General features: G+C 60.7%; 22 protein-coding genes. 16 read left to right on the top strand and 6 right to left on the bottom strand.

Annotated features, from left to right (window positions below; all coding sequences use genetic code 11):
- Positions 1–30 precede the first annotated feature (30 nt).
- The 15 genes from IB277_RS38365 to IB277_RS32565 all read left to right on the top strand — a co-directional run bounded on the left by IB277_RS38365 (position 31) and on the right by IB277_RS32565 (position 11,042).
- Positions 31–552: a hypothetical protein gene (locus tag IB277_RS38365; protein ID WP_112975798.1), complete on the top strand. Its 522-nt coding sequence runs from the start codon at positions 31–33 to the stop codon at positions 550–552.
- A 2-nt stretch (positions 553–554) separates the two neighbouring features.
- A complete protein-coding gene (locus IB277_RS32500) occupies positions 555–1,226 on the top strand; it encodes a lytic transglycosylase domain-containing protein (RefSeq protein WP_112975799.1) in 672 nt (223 codons plus the stop codon).
- Positions 1,223–1,522: a TrbC/VirB2 family protein gene (locus tag IB277_RS32505; RefSeq protein ID WP_060643736.1), complete on the top strand. Its 300-nt coding sequence runs from the start codon at positions 1,223–1,225 to the stop codon at positions 1,520–1,522. Before IB277_RS32500 ends, IB277_RS32505 begins: the two co-directional genes overlap by 4 nt.
- Positions 1,523–1,526: 4 nt before the next feature.
- On the top strand, positions 1,527–1,868 hold the full coding sequence (locus IB277_RS32510) for a type IV secretion system protein VirB3 (RefSeq protein WP_060529680.1): 342 nt from the start codon (positions 1,527–1,529) through the stop codon (positions 1,866–1,868).
- Positions 1,843–4,227, top strand: a complete 2,385-nt coding sequence (locus IB277_RS32515) for a VirB4 family type IV secretion/conjugal transfer ATPase (protein WP_192372719.1) — start codon at positions 1,843–1,845, stop codon at positions 4,225–4,227. Before IB277_RS32510 ends, IB277_RS32515 begins: the two co-directional genes overlap by 26 nt.
- Positions 4,227–4,925, top strand: a complete 699-nt coding sequence (gene virB5 / locus IB277_RS32520; protein WP_192372758.1) for a P-type DNA transfer protein VirB5 — start codon at positions 4,227–4,229, stop codon at positions 4,923–4,925. The genes IB277_RS32515 and virB5 overlap by 1 nt, the downstream gene beginning before the upstream one ends.
- Positions 4,922–5,134, top strand: coding sequence for an EexN family lipoprotein (locus IB277_RS32525; protein WP_192372721.1), 213 nt, complete (start codon positions 4,922–4,924; stop codon positions 5,132–5,134). The genes virB5 and IB277_RS32525 overlap by 4 nt, the downstream gene beginning before the upstream one ends.
- 22 nt (positions 5,135–5,156) lie before the next feature.
- Positions 5,157–6,092, top strand: a complete 936-nt coding sequence (locus tag IB277_RS32530) for a type IV secretion system protein (RefSeq protein ID WP_192372723.1) — start codon at positions 5,157–5,159, stop codon at positions 6,090–6,092.
- 36 nt (positions 6,093–6,128) lie between these two features.
- Entirely contained in the window at positions 6,129–6,404 is a 276-nt protein-coding gene (locus tag IB277_RS32535) for a hypothetical protein (protein ID WP_192372725.1), read from the top strand.
- A 4-nt stretch (positions 6,405–6,408) separates the two neighbouring features.
- Positions 6,409–7,080, top strand: a complete 672-nt coding sequence (locus tag IB277_RS32540) for a virB8 family protein (protein ID WP_192372727.1) — start codon at positions 6,409–6,411, stop codon at positions 7,078–7,080.
- Positions 7,080–7,934 (top strand): P-type conjugative transfer protein VirB9, encoded by an 855-nt coding sequence (gene virB9 / locus IB277_RS32545; protein WP_192372729.1) that lies wholly within the window; start codon positions 7,080–7,082, stop codon positions 7,932–7,934. Before IB277_RS32540 ends, virB9 begins: the two co-directional genes overlap by 1 nt.
- Positions 7,935–7,943: 9 nt before the next feature.
- Positions 7,944–9,116 carry a type IV secretion system protein VirB10 gene (gene virB10 / locus IB277_RS32550; protein WP_192372730.1) on the top strand — a complete coding sequence of 391 codons (1,173 nt, stop codon included), beginning with the start codon at positions 7,944–7,946 and terminating at the stop codon, positions 9,114–9,116.
- A 10-nt stretch (positions 9,117–9,126) separates the two neighbouring features.
- Positions 9,127–10,119: a P-type DNA transfer ATPase VirB11 gene (virB11, locus tag IB277_RS32555; RefSeq protein ID WP_192372732.1), complete on the top strand. Its 993-nt coding sequence runs from the start codon at positions 9,127–9,129 to the stop codon at positions 10,117–10,119.
- A gap of 99 nt (positions 10,120–10,218) precedes the next feature.
- On the top strand, positions 10,219–10,494 hold the full coding sequence (locus IB277_RS32560) for a hypothetical protein (protein ID WP_192372734.1): 276 nt from the start codon (positions 10,219–10,221) through the stop codon (positions 10,492–10,494).
- Positions 10,495–10,595: 101 nt separating this feature from the next.
- The gene (locus tag IB277_RS32565; protein ID WP_192372736.1) at positions 10,596–11,042 is read left to right on the top strand and encodes a universal stress protein; all 447 of its coding nucleotides are present in this window, start codon (positions 10,596–10,598) and stop codon (positions 11,040–11,042) included.
- Positions 11,043–11,227: 185 nt separating this feature from the next.
- On the opposite strand, the gene IB277_RS32570 is transcribed toward IB277_RS32565, so the two are convergent.
- The 5 genes from IB277_RS32570 to IB277_RS32590 all read right to left on the bottom strand — a co-directional run bounded on the left by IB277_RS32570 (position 11,228) and on the right by IB277_RS32590 (position 15,011).
- Entirely contained in the window at positions 11,228–11,395 is a 168-nt protein-coding gene (locus tag IB277_RS32570) for a hypothetical protein (protein ID WP_089045876.1), read from the bottom strand.
- A gap of 278 nt (positions 11,396–11,673) precedes the next feature.
- A complete protein-coding gene (locus IB277_RS32575; RefSeq protein ID WP_089045897.1) occupies positions 11,674–11,841 on the bottom strand; it encodes a hypothetical protein in 168 nt (55 codons plus the stop codon).
- A gap of 205 nt (positions 11,842–12,046) precedes the next feature.
- The gene (locus IB277_RS32580; RefSeq protein ID WP_090427460.1) at positions 12,047–13,564 is read right to left on the bottom strand and encodes a tripartite tricarboxylate transporter permease; all 1,518 of its coding nucleotides are present in this window, start codon (positions 13,562–13,564) and stop codon (positions 12,047–12,049) included.
- 14 nt (positions 13,565–13,578) lie between these two features.
- Positions 13,579–14,070: a tripartite tricarboxylate transporter TctB family protein gene (locus IB277_RS32585; RefSeq protein ID WP_192372738.1), complete on the bottom strand. Its 492-nt coding sequence runs from the start codon at positions 14,068–14,070 to the stop codon at positions 13,579–13,581.
- On the bottom strand, positions 14,067–15,011 hold the full coding sequence (locus IB277_RS32590; RefSeq protein WP_192372740.1) for a tripartite tricarboxylate transporter substrate binding protein: 945 nt from the start codon (positions 15,009–15,011) through the stop codon (positions 14,067–14,069). Before IB277_RS32590 ends, IB277_RS32585 begins: the two co-directional genes overlap by 4 nt.
- A 460-nt stretch (positions 15,012–15,471) precedes the next feature.
- On the opposite strand from IB277_RS32590, the gene IB277_RS32595 reads away from it, so the two are divergent.
- Positions 15,472–15,921: a DUF1801 domain-containing protein gene (locus IB277_RS32595; RefSeq protein WP_034800579.1), complete on the top strand. Its 450-nt coding sequence runs from the start codon at positions 15,472–15,474 to the stop codon at positions 15,919–15,921.
- Between the two features lie 60 nt (positions 15,922–15,981).
- Here IB277_RS32595 and IB277_RS32600 read toward each other — a convergent pair whose 3' ends face one another.
- Positions 15,982–17,049 carry an ABC transporter substrate-binding protein gene (locus tag IB277_RS32600; RefSeq protein ID WP_060529660.1) on the bottom strand — a complete coding sequence of 356 codons (1,068 nt, stop codon included), beginning with the start codon at positions 17,047–17,049 and terminating at the stop codon, positions 15,982–15,984.
- Positions 17,050–17,121: the final 72 nt, after the last annotated feature.

A 17,121-nucleotide genomic window follows, 5' to 3' on the forward strand; every position in this document is an offset into this window, starting at 1 on the left:
CGCACAATCGCTTCAGTGAAGGTGGTGGTCATGAATAAGTCTCTTGCACGGGCATTTGTCGCTGCAGCCAGTCTAGCGCCATTCTGTCTTGTTTTCGAGAGTAAAGCGCGAGCGGCTGAATGGGGGTGCCAGGTTATCCTGTGCCTTTCCAATCCGAGCGGTCCTACGCAATACGCGGAGTGCCGGGCGCCAATCCACAGGCTCTGGCGTGCGCTTGCAAGAGGGCGCTCCTTTCCCACTTGCGGCAGCGTTGGGTTTCAGGCCTCGCGTCCTCGATACGACCCCTATTATTGCAATGACGGTTATCGCCTGACAACGCGGTATGGAGACCATGGGCTCGAAGCGAGTTGTATCTCGACTACGCCACAGACCGTCTCGAACGCTGAATGCTACTCCAACGATGATCGGATGAACTCATCGGCAGCATGGCGGCGGAGAGACGGCCGTACGCAGTGTCAGCGCTATTTGACGACGCGACCGAACATCCGCCCGCAACCCCATTACGTCGACGTGATCATCGACGGGGTTGGCAAGCAACGAGTGTGGTACTGAGCATGCCTGTTACTTTCCTCGATTTGGCGCAAACCTGCGCACCCACAATTGCAACCGAGACGCTCGCCGCCATCGTCAGCCTTGAAAGCCGGTTCGAACCCTTCGCCATCCGGGTCAACAGCGGCGCAACACTCTCGGTGCAGCCCACGACCAAGGTGAAGGCGATCGCAATCGCCACGTCATTGGCAGCCGAGCGGCACGACATACAGCTCGGTCTCGGCGGCATCGGCATGGAAGAACTCCGCAAGCTCAACCTTTCGATTTCAGATGCCTTCGACCCATGCCGCAACCTTCGGGCCACGGCGACCATTCTCGACGGATACTACCGGCTGGCCGTGAAAGCGGGAGCGGACCCGAGCCGGGCCGAACAGGTGATGCTGCACTCCTACTACGGACGGAACGATCCATCCGTCGGCGCGATGGTCAGGTACGATGAGCAGGTCCGCCAGGAAGAAAGCCGGCTCGCCAGCACCATCACGACGCTCATGATCGAAGATGATGGACGGGAGAGGGAGCTCAACGAAGCGCCTCTTGTCGAGGCGATCGGCGATGCACGCAAGGACGAGGCCCTTGCCGATCAAACGGCGTCGGTGCCGTCCTGGGACGTTTTCAGATCGAGACGGAGGTCCTCCGTCCTCGTGTTTCAGAACAGTCATATGGAGGAGAGTGAATGACTTTCAGCGCCCGTATCCGCCCGATCGCCGCATCCGCCGTAATGGCAATGGCCATCCTGGCATCCATGGTCGAACCTGCCTTCGCGCAGGCGGCCGGCATCGAGACCGTGCTGCAGAACATCGTCGAAATGCTGACAGGCAACATCGCCAAGCTTCTGGCCGTCATCGCGATCATCGTGATCTGCATAGCCTGGATGTTCGGCTACATGGATCTGAGGCGCGCAGGGTTCTGGATCATCGGCATTGGCGGCATCTTCGGCGCTACCGAACTCGTGAACACCATCGTCGGAAGCTGACGCCATGGCGAGTTTTCGGCCAATCCTTGAGGAAGACACGCTGTTCATCGCTTGCACCCGGCCGGCGATGATCGCTGGCGTGACGATGGAAGCCATGGGCATGAACATCATGCTGACGACCATTCTTTACATCGTCGCCGGCTCGATCGCCTACTTGGCTGTTGGCGTCGTCTTTCACCTCATTTTCCGCGCGCTCGTCAAACACGACCACAACATGTTCCGCATCTTGCTGGCTTGGGTGGACACACGCGGCCGGTCGCGCAACAGCGCCTTTTGGGGCGGAGCGACGCTTAGTCCCCTGAAGCTCGCCCGGAAATACGATGAAAGGGACCTCGGATTTGCCTAGCCTGACCACACTCAGATCTCGCGAACTCGGTCCGGAGACCTTCATCCCCTATGTCCGCCATGTCGACGTGTCGACGATCGCGCTCGATTCCCGGGCGCTGATGGTAATGATCGCGCTTGAAGGCGTCTCTTTCGAGACCGCGGATGTTCTCGACCTGAATGCTCTCCATAGGGACCTCAACACGCTCTATCGGAACATCGCCGACGAGCGGCTTGCCTTGTGGACTCATCTCATCCGCCGTCGCGACAACAGCTGTCCGGAAGGCACGTTCACTACACCTTTCTCGGCGGCGCTCAATGACAAGTATCGCGCGCGCATGGTTGGGGAGGACCTGTTTCGCAACGACCTCTATCTGACGATCCTGTGGTCTCCGGCCCGCGATCCGTCCGACAAGGCGGCAAGGCTGCTGGCGCGCTTGCGTCGGGCACGTCAGGCCGGGGCCGAACTCGACGAGGAAGCCCTCAAGCAGCTCCGCGACAAGGTCATCGATGTCACAGCGGCGTTGAAACGCTTCGAACCGCGCGTGCTGTGCCTCTACGAACGTGACGGCCTGTTGTTCTCGGAGCCGAGCGAAGTGCTGCATCAGTTCGTCGGCGGCCGTCGGGAGCCGGTCCCGCTGACGGAGGGGCGTATCGCCTCGGCGATCTACTCGGATCGTGTCATTGTCGGCCGCGAGACAGTCGAGATCCGGCACGAGGCCGAAAGCCGCTTTGCCGGCATGCTGAGTTTTAAGGAATATCCGGCCAGAACTCGGACCGGCATGCTCGACGGTGTGCTCACTAGTCCCTTCGAACTGATCCTGACGCAATCCTTCTCCTTCGTCTCGAAGGCGGACGCCCGCGTGATCATGGGCCGCAAGCAAAACCAGATGGTCAGCAGTGGGGACAAGGCGGCCTCACAGATCGAGGAACTTGATGGGGCGATGGACGATCTGGAGTCCAATCGGTTCGTGCTAGGCGAGCACCATCTGACGCTTTCCGTCTTTGCCCCATCGGTGAAGGAATTGACCGACAATCTCGCCAAGGCGCGCGCCAGCCTGACCGGTGGAGCCGCCGTCGTCGCGCGCGAGGATCTCGGCCTCGAGGCGGCCTGGTGGGCGCAACTACCAGGAAACTTCCGCTATCGCGCCCGGTCCGGCGCGATCACGTCGCGCAACTTCGCGGCGCTCGCACCTTTCCACTCCTACCCGATCGGTCGGAAGCACGGCAATGAATGGGGACCTGCCGTCGCTCTTCTCAAGACGGCGTCGGGGTCACCGTACTACTTCAATTTCCATTATGGCGATCTCGGCAACACTTTCGTATGCGGACCGTCCGGTGCCGGCAAGACCGTGCTTTTGAACTTCATGCTGTCGCAGCTGGAGAAACATGACCCGCATGTTGTGTTTTTCGATAAGGACAGGGGATCTGATCTCTACGTGCGCGCCGCCGGCGGCACCTATCTGCCGCTGAAGAATGGTGCCCCGACCGGGTGCGCTCCCCTGAAGGCACTGGAACCGACGCCGGACAACAAGGTGTTTCTCACGCGCTGGGTCGGCAGGCTTGTCGGCTCGGCAACACGGGAACTGACGGTGACCGAACTCCGCGATATCGCCGTCGCCATCGACGGCCTTGCCGACTTGCCGGTGGAGCGCCGGACGATCGGCGCGCTCAGGACCTTCCTCAACAACGCCGATCCCGAAGGCATTGCCGCGCGTCTGCGGCGGTGGGAGAGAGGGGGGCCGCTCGGTTGGGTGTTCGATAACATCATTGAGGACATCGGCTTCGACGGCAAATTCGTCGGCTATGACATGACCGATTTCCTCGACAACGAGGAAATCCGCACGCCGCTGATGGCCTACCTCTTTCATCGCGTCGAGCAACTGATCGATGGCAGGCGCATCATCATCGTTATCGATGAGTTCTGGAAGGCGCTCCAGGATGAAGGGTTTCGCGATCTCGCACAGAACAAGCTCAAGACGATCCGCAAGCAGAACGGGCTTATGCTCTTTGCTACGCAGAGCCCGCGCGATGCGATCGTATCGCCGATCGCTCATACGATCATCGAGCAATGCCCGACGCAGATCTTCCTACCGAATTCCCGCAGTAACTACGCCGACTATGTCGACGGCTTCAAGCTCACCGAGCGGGAGTATGAACTCATTGCACGCGAGCTCTCCGTCGAGAGCCGCCGATTCATATTGAAGCAAGGACACAATAGCGTTGTCGCCGAACTGAACCTAGGCGGTTTTGACGACGAACTTGCCATCCTCTCCGGCCGCACCGCGAATGTCGAACTCGCCGATGCAATCCGCACAGAAGTCGGCGACCGGCTCGCGGATTGGCTTCCGATTTTTCAGCAAAGAAGGAGTTTGAGCTAATGGCTTCTAATCGAATTCACGGCGCGGCAATAGCCGCGGCGCTCATTCTCTGCGCCGGCACGGCAGCCGGGCAGGGGATCCCGGTGATCGACCGAACCGCGATCGCCAAGCACCTCGAGAGTATCGCTCAACTGAAAGCCCAGCTTGATGCGCTCAATCAGCAGATAGAGCAGGCGCAGCAGCTTTACGGCTCGCTCAACAAGATCACCGACATGGCGGATGTTGCCGGCGTCTTGAACGATCCTGCCGTCCGCAAGGCGCTGCCTGGGGACTTTAACGTCATCGATGGACTGTTCAAGGGAAGCGGAACGGGCGTGTTCGGCGATACGGCCACGAAATTCCTTGAGGGTAATTCGACCTATCGGACCAGCGCAGAGGACTTCTACGCGCAGGAGCTTTCCCGCATTCAGAACAAGAATGCCGGGCAGATGAGCCTAGCGCAGCATATCTTCGATGCCGCGGCCAAGCGCGTCGATGGCATTGACCAACTCCGCGAGAAGATTTCGACCGCGGCTGACGCCAAGGACATAGCCGACCTTCAGGCGCGACTTCAGGCGGAAACAGCTTTCCTCCAGACCGATGTACTGCGCATGGAGGCCCTCCGAATGGTCCAGCAGGCACAGGCCCAAATTGACGAGCAGCGCAAGGCGGAAGACTGGCGCCGGCGCCTCGACGCGATGGGGGCGGCACTGCAATGAAGAGGCATGTCGTTCTTCTCGCTGTCCTATTGGTTAGCTGCTCCGAGCAGGCCGAGCGCACCTACACTGTCGACGAACTCATCGCCGACGAGGCCCTGCTGTCCGAAATCATCGCGACGTGTGGCAACAACCCTGGTGAATTAGGCAATACCCCGAATTGCCAAAACGCCGCGGCCGCAGACTTCAAGGCCCGTCTTAAGCGGATGTGAAAGGGACCTGGAGGTTGAGGGCATGTATCAGGTCTTTGCCTTCGTCGACGAGCAGTTCAAGGCTCCGCTGGAGACCTTCGTCTCCGACGGGACCTCGAACATCTCAGAGTGGATTTCGGGCCCCCTGACGGCAGCGGTCACGCTCTATGTCGTGCTTTACGGCTATCTCGTGCTCCGCGGCTCGGTCCAGGAACCGATCCTCGACTTCGCATTTCGGACGATCAAGCTCGCCATCATCGTGATGCTGGTGAGGGACGCCGACGAATACCAGACCTACGTCACCGACATCTTCTTCGAGGGATTGCCGCGTGAGATTTCGCAGGCGTTGAACACCGGCGCAGCACCAAGTGCCTCAACCTTCGACAGCCTGCTCGATAAGGGGCACGCGTGTGCCAAGGAGATCTGGGCCCGCTCCTCTTGGCCGGTCGATTTCGTGACAGGCATCGGCGGCATGATGGCCATTGGCGCGAGCTTCATCGTCGCGGCGATTGGCTATATCGTATCGCTCTATGCCCGGCTGGCGCTCGCCATCGTGCTCGCCATCGGTCCGATCTTCGTGGCCCTGGCGATGTTTCAGGCGACGCGGCGCTTCACCGAGGCGTGGCTGGGACAGCTTGCGAACTTCGTGATCCTCCAGGTGCTCGTCGTCGCCGTCGGCTCACTGCTGATCACCTGCATCGATACGACCTTCACGGCAATTCAAGGATATACCGACGTGCTGATGCGTCCAACCGCGCTCTGCGCCATCTGCCTCGCTGCCCTCTATGTCTTCTATCAGCTTCCGAACATTGCTTCGGCGCTTGCCGCCGGCGGCGCGTCGTTGACCTACGGCTACGGCGCTGCACGCGACGCCCACGAAAGCACGCTCGCTTGGGCGGCGTCCCATACCGCCCGTGCGGCCGGACGCGGTGTCCGGGCCATTGGTCGAACCCTGAGCCCGAAGGGCTCGGGATTGTGACGCTTTTCGCACGAACAAGAAAAAGGCTCTTCAGGAATGATCAGAACATTTCCGCTGCTCTGCATGGCGGCTGCCTTAAGCGGCTGCGCATCGCTGACCTATCCGGTCCCGAATTGCGATGGCTATTCGCGCCGCGCCCTCAATCGCTCGATGTGGCAGTGGGAAGACAATAGCAACGTCAAACAGAAACAGTCCTATGCGGGACCGGCGACCTCTCAGTCCGTCGCCACCGCTTATGTCGAAGAGGGCAGGGGACCTTCCGCCTTTGCTCAGTCCGACGTTGACGCCTCCTATCGTACATGCGGGGGCTGACGCGATGGTCTCCGGCGACGAACTCAAGACATACTTTGAGAAGGCGCGGCGCTTCGACCAGGAACGCATGCTCCAGGTCGAGCGCAATTCACGCGTTGCCTGGTCCATTGCCGTCGCGGCAAGCATTCTCGCCGGCGCTTCGATCCTTGCCATTTCCGGCCTCACGCCGTTGAAATCGGTCGAGCCGTTTGTCGTGCGGGTCGACAATTCGACAGGTATCGTTGATGTCGTCTCGGCGCTGACGTCGACGCCCGGCACCTATGACGAGGCCGTGACGAAATACTTCGCCGCGAAATACGTCCGCGCTCGCGAAGGCTACGTCTGGAGCGAGGCAGAGGAGAACTTCCGCTCAGTCGCGCTTCTCTCGACGCAGCGGGAGCAGGCTCGGTTTTCGGCCCTCTATCGCGGCAGCAATCCGGAGTCGCCGCAGAACACCTATGGGCGCGGCGCCACCGCACGCATCAGCATCGCCTCGATCTCGCTGATAAATTCGCATGTCGTATCCGTCCGTTACATGCGCACCATCACCCGCGGGGAAGAAGTCCGGACAACCCATTGGGTTGCAACGCTGACGTTCTCCTATGCAAACGCGCCGATGTCGTCGACGGATCGGCTGGTGAATCCTCTCGGTTTTGCCGTCAGCGAATACCGAGCCGATCCGGAGGCCATCAACTGATGCGGACTATTTTCATTGCTACTCTCCTCCTTACGACGTCCGCCAGCACGGCATCTGCACTCGATATTCCGCGCGGCGCGGCGCAGGACAGTCGTGTCCGCTTTGTCGATTACCAGCCCTACAACATCACTCGCATCATAGGCTCCTTGCGTTCTTCGGTGCAGGTGGAGTTCGCGGCCGACGAGGAGATCGCCCATGTTGCGCTGGGCAACAGTGTAGCTTGGGAGGTGGCGCCGGCAGGAAACATCCTGTTTCTCAAACCGCGGGAAAATCAGCCGGTCACCAATCTCTCTGTCGTCTCCACTCGGCGCGACGGCTCGACCCGAAGCTACCAAATGGAACTGATGGTGCGGGACGGAAAAGTGGAGGTGGGACATAACACCTACTTCTACGTCAAGTACCGCTACCCGGCCGATGAAGCGCAGCGGCGCCGCCAAGCTGCGGCGGCGCGAGAGATCGCTGCTCAGTCGAAGGAGGCCGACAATGTCCTGGCCATTCATGAGGGCTATGGTGCTCGGAATTGGCGTTATTCGGCGCAGGGCTCCCAGGCGCTGGAGCCGCACTCGGTCTACGACAATGGCAAGGTTACGACATTTGCCTTCGACGGCAATCAGGAAATACCCGCGATCTACATCGAGAACTCAGACGGTAGTGAAAGCCTGGTGCCGAAATCCGTAGACGGCAATCTTGTCCTGGCCCACGCGATTGGCCGGAAGTTCATCCTGCGGAGGGGACGGGACGTGCTCTGCGTCTTCAACGAGGCCTATGACCGCGTCGGTATCAACCCGGACACCAACACGACCTCGCCGTCGGTCGAGCGGGTCGTTCGGACTGAAGCCGGCGCGGCGCAATAGGAGACAGTCATGCTTGAGGAAGATGAAAACCGGATACCGGGGGAGCGCGGCGAAACGGTTCCCGGGGGGAGGATCGACAGCAATCCTGTCTTGAAGCGCGGCGCGGTTGCGCTGGCTGTTGTTACCTTTGTCGCTTTCGCCCTGTGGTCGATGAGCGGCGAGCACACTCCGACGGACAGAACCAGACCCGAGCGGGTTGTCATCCGGCAAACGGCGAATTTCGAGCCGGTCAAGGAGAAGATGGAGCCGGTCCAAGCCGTGCCGGAAGTGAAGCTGCCGACCCCGCTCGCCGCAGAGGAAGTGGAGGACGAAGATCCGCTGCTTGACTCGGCGCGCCGGTCGCCGGTCATCGCCTTCAGCGGTGGACAGAAGAACACAACATCGCACCGCGAGATCGCGGATCCGGCGGTGTCCGCGGACAGCCATTTCGTGCCGCTTGATGGAAGCATGGTGGGTCAGAACTCCGCCAACGCCGACGAACAGCGGTTCAACGGGCTGCTACGGCCGACCAGGCTTGAAGGCTCGCGCGCCGGCACGCTCGGCAATCGTAACTTCGTAGTTGCAATGGGATCGTCAATTCCGTGCGTATTGGAAACTGCCATGTCATCCGATCAGCCCGGCTTCACCAGCTGCGTAATCAACCGGGATGTTCTATCGGACAATGGCCGGGTTGTGCTAATGGAGAAAGGCACGCAAGTTGTTGGCGAATATCGGGGCGGCCTCCAGCGAGGACAGAAGCGTCTCTTCGTGCTCTGGAACCGCGCGAAAACCCCGAACGGCGTCATCGTCACCTTGGCCTCGCCGGCAACGGATGCGCTCGGCCGGGCGGGCGTGAACGGCTACGTCGACACTCACTGGTGGGAGCGGTTCGGGAGTGCGCTTCTCCTGTCCATCGTCGGCGATGCCACGAGCTACGCCAACAGTCGCCTGCGTAACAGCGACGTCGACGCTGAGAACACCACAAACGCAGGCCAGCAGGCGGCAGCCATCGCTGTCGAGCAATCGATCAACATTCCGCCAACGCTCAATAAGAACCAAGGCGAGCTTGTCTCGATCTTCGTCGCACGTGATCTCGACTTTTCCGGTGTTTACGGATTGCGCGTGATCGGGCCGAAAAACAAACTCCTTGACCGCGCGGTGCTGGGAGATGTCCGCCCGCGGTCGACGCGCGTGACGAAGTAGGGTGCGGGCGATGACCGAAGGTCCTGATGCGACGGTCGTTCGTGAACTGCTGTCTCCGTTCATGCCGTACCTTGACGACCCCTCGCTCTACGAAGTGATCGTCAATAGGCCAGGGCAGGTGCTGACAGAAGGCTCTGGTGGATGGCGGACCCATAATCTGCCGGAACTATCCTTTGAAAAGCTGATGCGCCTTGCCAGGGCCGTGGCTAGTCTTTCCCATCAATCCATCGATGAAACGCGGCCGATCCTGTCGGCAACACTGCCGGGGAATGAGCGAATCCAGATCGTCATCCCGCCTGCGACCACTCGGAACACGGTCAGCATCACCATCCGAAAGCCCTCGTCGGCCGCATTAAGTCTTGGCGACCTTGAGAAGGGTGGCTTGTTCACTGACATGGCGTCCGGCAGTCACATGGCCGGTGCGACGGACCGGAAACTCATCGATCTGCATCAGACGGGCGCGTGGGCCGAGTTCCTTCGCCAGGCGGTGCTGGCCCGGAAGAATATCGTCATCTCAGGAGCGACGGGGTCGGGGAAGACAACGCTCTCCAAGGCACTCATTCGTCATATTCCGGATGATGAGCGGGTCATCTCTATCGAAGACACGCCGGAACTCGTGATTCATCAGCCGAACCACGCGCGGTTATTCTATTCCAAGGGAGGTCAGGGGCTCGCCAAAGTCGGCGTGAAGGAGCTCCTGGAATCCTGTCTGCGCATGCGGCCCGATCGAATCCTACTGCAGGAACTGCGCGATGGGACGGCTTTCTATTACATCCGCAACGTGAACTCTGGGCATCCCGGCTCAATCACAACGGTGCACGCTGACTCCGCGAAACTGGCGTTTGAACAGTTGACCCTTCTGGTAAAGGAATCGGAGGGCGGACAATACCTGCAGCGCACCGACATTCGCGAACTCTTGAAAATCGCCATTGACGTCATCGTACAATGCAAGCGCATCGATGGGCAGTTTCGCGTAACGGAAGTCTATTTCAGGGCCTATTGACGAATAGATGTTTAGGAACGGTGCTGGAGCGACGACCTATTTCGTTAGGTCGTCGTGTCGCACATTACCACACCACACGCTGTGCGGGATAAACATCTAATGCTGGCCAGTGATTTAAGGAACGTGCTTGAGGAGCTCTATAACGCGGGCGCCTATCGGGTGCCGGGAGATGAAATCTACTGGCCACCGGAACTGCACCCGCCGGTCTTTCGCGCCCTGAACATGCAATACATCACGCGAAGAGAGGTAGATGACGGTCGCGTTGAATTCTCGCTGACACAAGCTGGCTGCCAGGCGATCAATGCCGAGGTGCCTTGGTCCGTCATCCTGTGGCGGCGACTGCGACATTTTTTCCGCTTCGACAAAGGTCGCTAAGTATTCGCCTCCCTGCTGAAATCCGGAACGTTGATCGGGATCAAAGGAATAGGCCGCTCCACGCACTAAGCTTCCTCTGGAGCTTGGAAGAGGAGGATCCCATGTTTCGCAATATTCTCATACCCACCGACGGCTCGCCCTTAGCAACAATCGCTGTCGATGCAGGCATAACCTTTGCAAAGGACGTCCGCGCACGAGTGAACATCCTTGCCGTTACCGAACCATTCCACCTCTATTCGGTCGATCCCGAGCAGTTGTCGAGCACGCGCACCGAATACGAGGCACTGGCCAGCAAGCATGCCGCTGAAATGCTCGCGGCTTTAGCGCGCAAGGCTGCGGCGGAAGGCGTGGAGTGCCAGACGGAGCAGGTCCGCAGCCACGAGGTCTACCGCGCAATCTGCGACCAGGCGATATACAAAGATGCCGATCTCATCATCATGGCGTCCCATGGTCGCAGTGGCGTCGGAAGCCTGATGCTCGGCAGCGTCGCTGCCAAGGTGCTGGCTCACTCCACGATACCGGTATTGATCTATCGCGCGAAGAAGTGAGGCGACGTCGCGCGACGCCTCGTTGATGTCCTACATACGCCGCCAACGCGTTGACGGCGTTCGACGAACCCCGACGAGGAGGGACGCGCTTTTCCATAATAGCAACGGCCCGGTGGTCTCTCGACCCCGAGCCGTTCTTCATCATCCTTGGAAGGATAAGGCGCCCTCGTGGGCGCTGGAATTTGTTAGCCGCGGCGCGTGTCGGGGAAGTTCGCCGGATCAATGCCCAGCGTGTGCAGGTCGCTTGCCTTCGGGCGGCGGTGACCTTCGACAGCGGCGGCGGCAGCGCTAGCAGCGCCGAGAACTGCGAATGCACGACCGATGAAACCCTTGTGATAGGTTGTGGTAGTCATCTTCTTGCTCGCTTTCGTTTTCTCTTCGATGAAATAAAGATGAGGTCTGGTCGGTCTTTTTGCAATGCACAATGAAGCACCCCAGCCATGCAACGGAAGCACGCTGCTTCAACTTGGGACGAGTGGGCGTCGGACCGTCTGCCCTCTTGAGCCGGGTCTATGAAGTGGCGGGGGCTGAAGATGCCGGCTGCCGGAAAATACAACGGCTCGGTGGTCTCTCAACCCCGAGCCGTTCTATCCTTGGGAGGATAAGGCGCCCCTCGGGGCGCTGGAATATGTTAGCCGCGGCGCGTGTCCGGGAAGTTCGCCGGATCGATGCCCAGCGTACGCAGGTCGCTTGCCTTCGGGCGGCGGTGACCTTCGACAGCGGCGGCGGCAGCGCTAGCAGCGCCGAGAACTGCGAATGCACGACCGATGAAACCCTTGTGATAAGTTGTGGTAGCCATCTTCTTGCTCGCTTTCGTTTTCTCTTTGATGAGCAAAAGATGGGGTCTGGCCAGTCTTATTGCAATGCACAATCGGACAGGCCAGCCATGCAAAGGGAGCAGGCCCGGTCGGTTTTCAAACCGGACGGACCTGCGGATAGGCCTTGGGAGGAGGCGCTATGTCGATCGGGTCCGAAAGGGGTTCCGGACCCGATTGTTTTGGGGCTTAGTCTTCGTTGGCGGCGAGCTGCGCAAGGACTTCGCCGCGGCCACGGGCCCGAAGGATGAGCGGTACGATCAGCGCTGCAGCTGCGATGATCAGGAGGCCTGCGGCAATCGGCGAGGTGAACAGGACTGAGTAGTCCCCCTGGCTGATCGCGAGCGCGCGGCGCAGCTGCTGTTCGGCGAGCGGGCCCAAGATCAGGCCGACGACGACAGGCGCGATCGGATATCCAAAGATGCGCATCGCGTAACCGAGCAGGCCGAAGGCGAGCAACATGCCGAGCTCGTAGACCGAAGGGTTGGCCCCGATCGTGCCGAGCGTGGCAAACAGCAGGATGCCGGCATAGAGCCAAGGCTTCGGAACTGTCAGCAGCTTCACCCAAAGACCGATGAGCGGCAGGTTCAGAACCAGCAACATGAAGTTGGCGATCAGAAGGCTGGCGATCAGGCCCCAGACGAGCTGCGGATTGGTCGCAAACAGCAGCGGTCCGGGCTGGAGGCCATACTGCTGGAAGCCGGCAAGCATGATCGCCGCGGTTGCCGTGGTCGGCAGGCCAAGCGTCAGGAGCGGCACGAGCGTGCCAGCGGCCGAGGCGTTGTTGGCCGCTTCCGGGCCGGCGACGCCTTCTATCGCGCCATTGCCGAATTCTTCCGGATGCTTCGTCAGGCGCTTCTCTGTGGCATAGGACAGGAACGTGCCGATCTCGGCGCCGCCAGCCGGCATGGCGCCGATCGGGAAGCCGATGAGCGTACCGCGCAGCCACGCCTTCCAGGAACGTGCCCAGTCGGCCGCATTCATCCACACCGAGCCACGGACGGCCTCGACCTTATCCGGCCCCTTGTCGCCCTGTGCGGCGATGTAGAGCGTCTCGCCGATGGCGAACATGGCAACGGCAAGCGTCGTCACCTCAATGCCGTCAAGCAGTTCGGGAACGCCGAAGGAAAGGCGCGCCTGGCCGGTCAGTTGGTCGATGCCGATGACGGAAAGCGCCAGGCCGACAAACAGCGACGTCAGACCGCGAAGGGTGCTGTCGCCGAAGGCCGAGGAAACGGTGACAAAGGCGAGAACCATCAGCGCGAAATATTCGCGCGGACCGAAAACCAGGGCCAGCTTGACGATGTAAGGCGCGATGAAGGCAAGACCGAGCGTGGCAATCAGGCCGGCGACGAAGGAGCCGATCGCCGCCGTTGCTAGCGCTGGCCCGCCGCGTCCCGCTCTCGCCATCTTGTTGCCTTCGAGCGCAGTCACGATCGAGGCGCTTTCACCGGGGGTGTTGAGCAGGATCGACGTGGTCGAGCCGCCATACATGCCGCCGTAATAGATGCCGGCAAACATGATCAGCGAGCCGCCGGGATCGAGACGGTAGGTGACCGGTAGCAGGAGCGCCACCGTCAGGGCCGGGCCGATGCCGGGTAGGACGCCAACCGCCGTGCCGAGTGTCACGCCGATCAGAGCGTAGAGCAGGTTCATCGGCTGCGCAGCAACCAGCAATCCCTGCATCAGGAATTCAAAAGTAGCCATGGTCGTCGGCCCTCTTAGAAGAACAGGTGTTCAAGCGGCCCCGCGGGCAGCGACAGGAGCAGGAGCTTGGCGAAGATTACCCACACCACAAAGCAGATCGCAATGCCGACGGGGAGCGAGAACCAAAGCTTGCGCTTGCCGAAACCACGTGCGGTCAACGCGAACAGAATGCCGGTGGCGATCGAGAAGCCTGCTATGTTCAACAGCAGCATCTGGGCGGCAAGACCACCGACGATCCAGACAACCGGAGCGACTTCCTGGCGCTCGCGCTCCGGAAAATCGCCGCGAAACGCTTCGATCGCGGTCCAGATCGCAAGGCCAAAAAGACAGCAGGCGATCGCATAGGGAACCGTGGTCGGCCCGACCTGGGAGTAGCCGGCAGCGCCGGTCAGGCGCGACACATCCCAGAAAATCAGTCCAGCGATAGCGGCGAGAACCACCGCGATGAAGAGCGCCGCCCGATCCGGGCGACGCGTTGCAGTTGAAGGGTGATGCCCCTTGGTCATTTCACCAGTCCAATGTCCTTGAGAACGCCTTCGGTCGCCGCAACGTCCTTGTCGAGCTGGGCGTTGAAGGCATCACCGGCGAGATAGCTGTCCTGCCAGCCCTTGGCCTTCAGGACCTCCTGCCAACCCGCGGACTTCGCAAGCTTCTCGATGTCGGCCGAAACGGCGGCCTTCTGTTCGTCCGAGAGGCCAGGAGCGGCTGCGACCATGCGCCAGTTCTCGACGACGACGTCAACGCCCGATTCCTTCAGCGTTGGAGCATCAACGCCGGCAATGCGCTCGGCGCTGGAGACGGCGAGCAGGCGGAGCGTGCCGGCCTTGACCTGCGATTCGAACTCGCCGTAGCCCGAGATGCCTGCGGTAACCTGGCTGCCGAGGATAGCGGCAAGCGCCTCACCGCCGCCGGAATAGGCGATGTAGTTGATCTTGGTCGGGTCGACGCCGGCGGCCTTGGCGATCAGGCCGACAGCGATGTGGTCGGTACCGCCGGCCGAGCCGCCAGCCCAGGACACGGCACCCGGATCCTTCTTCAGGGCTTCGACGAGGTCGCCCATGGTCTTGATCTCGGACGAGGCCGGAACGACTATCGCTTCGTATTCGCCGGTGAGACGCGCGATCGGCGTGACGTCCTTAAGGGTGACCGGGGACTTGTTGGTGAGGATTGCACCGACCATGACGTAGCCGCCGACGATCAGGGCGTTCGGGTTGCCCTTCTGTTGGCTTGCGAACTGGGCGAGACCGATGGTGCCGCCGGCGCCCGGTACGTTTTGAACCTGAACGTTGCCGGAGATGCCTTCCTGCTGCATGACCGTCTGCAGCGAACGCGCCGTCTGGTCCCAGCCGCCGCCCGGGTTTGCCGGTGCAATGATCGTGTAATCAGCGGCAACTGCCGGGAGCGACATGGCACCGGCGAGAATCGTTGCGAGGAAAATATGTTTCAAGGTCAGTCCTCCGTGAGGCGCGTTTTCACCGCGCACGTTGTTGCTGTGTGCGAACGGGAAGACGGCGACGGGCTCTTTCGACCCTTATCGCTTGACCGGATTGGTGGCTTCCTCCCAGTACGCAACCGGCGGCCCGCCTCCACGGGTGCCAGTGACCTCAAGGCACCATAGAAAGCTGACATTTAGCTGACATCAAGCCCCGAATGCGAAAATCCTGTCGCACGGTTTACGGAATTTTAGGTTCTCGCATGCGCTGACAGGCGATGTTGCCGGTTCCCGGCGTTCAAATTGAGCCAGGTCCCGACCGGATTTCGCGACGGGACCACGAATCGTTGCTCGGATATTGCCGCCAGTCGGCCCGAGCCTAGGTATGAGGAGCAACGCCGACAAAGGCGAAGACGGTTTGCACCGGCCCCGCCTGAAGGCGAGCTCCGGCAAGGATGATGGGAGAGTAAATACGATGGCAAAAGCGACGACCAAGGCGAAAAACGACGATGCGGCAGAAGCCGCCGCTTCTGCCTCCGGGCAGATTGACGCGAGGATCGCGGAACTTGGCGACTGGCGCGGTGCGACGCTTGCGAAGATACGCAAGCTGATCAAGGAAGCGGATCCTGACGTCGTCGAGGAATGGAAATGGCGAGGCGTCCCGGTCTGGGAGCATGCCGGCATCATCTGTACCGGCGAGACCTATAAAGCGGTTGTGAAAATGACTTTCGCCAAGGGGGCAGCACTCGACGATCCGGCAGGTCTTTTCAATTCCAGCCTTGACGGCAATGTCCGGCGCGCCATCGATATCCACGAGGGCGAGGCGATCGACGAAGAGGCGTTGAAGGCGTTGGTGCTTGCTGCGGTCGAACTGAACCTTTCCGCGCAGGCCCTACGGTCCGGGCGTACGCGGAACAAGGCTTAAGCCTGAAGCTGGCGGGATTTGCGATCGGACCGGGAGCGCCGCGCTTCCGGTCCGTCGTCTTCAATGGAGCCTCAGAACCTCGTTCCATTTGGCAATCAGCCGTGAGCGCTTTACCTGATCGAGATAGACCATCAGTCCCGGGCTTACCGGGACGGGGCGCAACTGGCCGCCAAGCATCTCCTGCATGGTGTTGGCGGTATTTTCACCCGCGACCTCTGGGCTGACGGCCGGGATTTGCAACTCCCGGGCCATAATCGTCTGGCCTTCCTTCGACATGAAGAATTCAAGGTAGCGCCGGCCGAGGTCGGGGGAGGCGGCAGCTTGCGGGACGAGGCCGATGCGCGACATCACCACGGTATAATCCTTCGGCAGAACGATGCCGACATCCGGATGCCGTGCCGCCCAGTCCGCCGCATAGGATCCGAGGATGTTGTAGCCGAGCACGAAGCGGCCGTCGGCGACACGCTCGAGGATTGCTTCGCTCGTCGAGTAGAGTTTGACGCCGGCCGCCCCCATCGCCTGGATGACATCCCAGATATCGCCGAACTGTTCCTGGTCGCGCGACATGAAGAGGAAGCCGACGCCGGACCGCTCGATGTCATAGGTTCCGATCCTGCCGAAGACGGCCGCGCCCTGGCGCTTCAGGTAATCGACGAATTCCGCGCGCGTCGACGGCGGTTTCTCCTTGGTGAAGCTCGGCTTGTGATAGACGAAGACGGCAGGCTCGAAGGTCAGCGCATAAGCCGTGTTGCGCCAGTTGGCCCAGGCGGGCCAGCGGTCGCTCATCGGCAGGTCGCTGCGCTGGGCGTAACCGTCGTTGCTGAGCTTGACTTGCAGGTCCATGGCGGAAGAAAAGGCGAAGTCCGCCGTATTCATTCCGGCGTCGGTCTCCTTGATGATGCGGTCGTAGATTTCTCCGGTTAGCATGTCCTCATAGCGCACGGCAACGTCCGGATTGGCCCGCTGGAAACCGATGATCATCGGCTTTGCGAGCGGCTCGTCGAGTGATGAATAGACGACCAGCGTGCGCACGTCCGCTTTGCCGGAAAGGGCCGGGAATATGATAGGGGCCGCAAGGAGCAGCTGAGGACAAAGAGCAAAAAAAAGAAAAGAAATCAAGAACCGCATGAATCCACAATGCCTCAGTGTCGTACCGTTCACAAGCAAGGCGTCGGCGGATAAGGTGGTCGGGGGAGTGGT

The organism is Ensifer sp. ENS07, from assembly GCF_014852185.1.
Taxonomy (GTDB): domain Bacteria; phylum Pseudomonadota; class Alphaproteobacteria; order Rhizobiales; family Rhizobiaceae; genus Ensifer; species Ensifer adhaerens.

Bases quoted from the DNA above. Each gene is read 5' to 3' on its own strand.
- virB9 (WP_192372729.1), top strand. From the start codon at position 7,080: ATGCGGACTATTTTCATTGCTACTCTCCTCCTTACGACGTCCGCCAGC.
- IB277_RS32570 (WP_089045876.1), bottom strand. From the start codon at position 11,395: ATGACTACCACAACCTATCACAAGGGTTTCATCGGTCGTGCATTCGCA.
- IB277_RS32540 (WP_192372727.1), top strand. From the start codon at position 6,409: ATGGTCTCCGGCGACGAACTCAAGACATACTTTGAGAAGGCGCGGCGC.
- IB277_RS32580 (WP_090427460.1), bottom strand. From the start codon at position 13,564: ATGGCTACTTTTGAATTCCTGATGCAGGGATTGCTGGTTGCTGCGCAG.
- IB277_RS32510 (WP_060529680.1), top strand. From the start codon at position 1,527: ATGGCGAGTTTTCGGCCAATCCTTGAGGAAGACACGCTGTTCATCGCT.
- IB277_RS32595 (WP_034800579.1), top strand. From the start codon at position 15,472: ATGGCAAAAGCGACGACCAAGGCGAAAAACGACGATGCGGCAGAAGCC.
- IB277_RS32515 (WP_192372719.1), top strand. From the start codon at position 1,843: ATGAAAGGGACCTCGGATTTGCCTAGCCTGACCACACTCAGATCTCGC.
- IB277_RS32525 (WP_192372721.1), top strand. From the start codon at position 4,922: ATGAAGAGGCATGTCGTTCTTCTCGCTGTCCTATTGGTTAGCTGCTCC.
- IB277_RS32500 (WP_112975799.1), top strand. From the start codon at position 555: ATGCCTGTTACTTTCCTCGATTTGGCGCAAACCTGCGCACCCACAATT.
- IB277_RS32575 (WP_089045897.1), bottom strand. From the start codon at position 11,841: ATGGCTACCACAACTTATCACAAGGGTTTCATCGGTCGTGCATTCGCA.
- IB277_RS32505 (WP_060643736.1), top strand. From the start codon at position 1,223: ATGACTTTCAGCGCCCGTATCCGCCCGATCGCCGCATCCGCCGTAATG.
- virB10 (WP_192372730.1), top strand. From the start codon at position 7,944: ATGCTTGAGGAAGATGAAAACCGGATACCGGGGGAGCGCGGCGAAACG.
- IB277_RS32565 (WP_192372736.1), top strand. From the start codon at position 10,596: ATGTTTCGCAATATTCTCATACCCACCGACGGCTCGCCCTTAGCAACA.
- virB5 (WP_192372758.1), top strand. From the start codon at position 4,227: ATGGCTTCTAATCGAATTCACGGCGCGGCAATAGCCGCGGCGCTCATT.
- IB277_RS32560 (WP_192372734.1), top strand. From the start codon at position 10,219: ATGCTGGCCAGTGATTTAAGGAACGTGCTTGAGGAGCTCTATAACGCG.
- IB277_RS32535 (WP_192372725.1), top strand. From the start codon at position 6,129: ATGATCAGAACATTTCCGCTGCTCTGCATGGCGGCTGCCTTAAGCGGC.
- IB277_RS32600 (WP_060529660.1), bottom strand. From the start codon at position 17,049: ATGCGGTTCTTGATTTCTTTTCTTTTTTTTGCTCTTTGTCCTCAGCTG.
- IB277_RS32530 (WP_192372723.1), top strand. From the start codon at position 5,157: ATGTATCAGGTCTTTGCCTTCGTCGACGAGCAGTTCAAGGCTCCGCTG.
- IB277_RS38365 (WP_112975798.1), top strand. From the start codon at position 31: ATGAATAAGTCTCTTGCACGGGCATTTGTCGCTGCAGCCAGTCTAGCG.
- IB277_RS32585 (WP_192372738.1), bottom strand. From the start codon at position 14,070: ATGACCAAGGGGCATCACCCTTCAACTGCAACGCGTCGCCCGGATCGG.
- virB11 (WP_192372732.1), top strand. From the start codon at position 9,127: ATGACCGAAGGTCCTGATGCGACGGTCGTTCGTGAACTGCTGTCTCCG.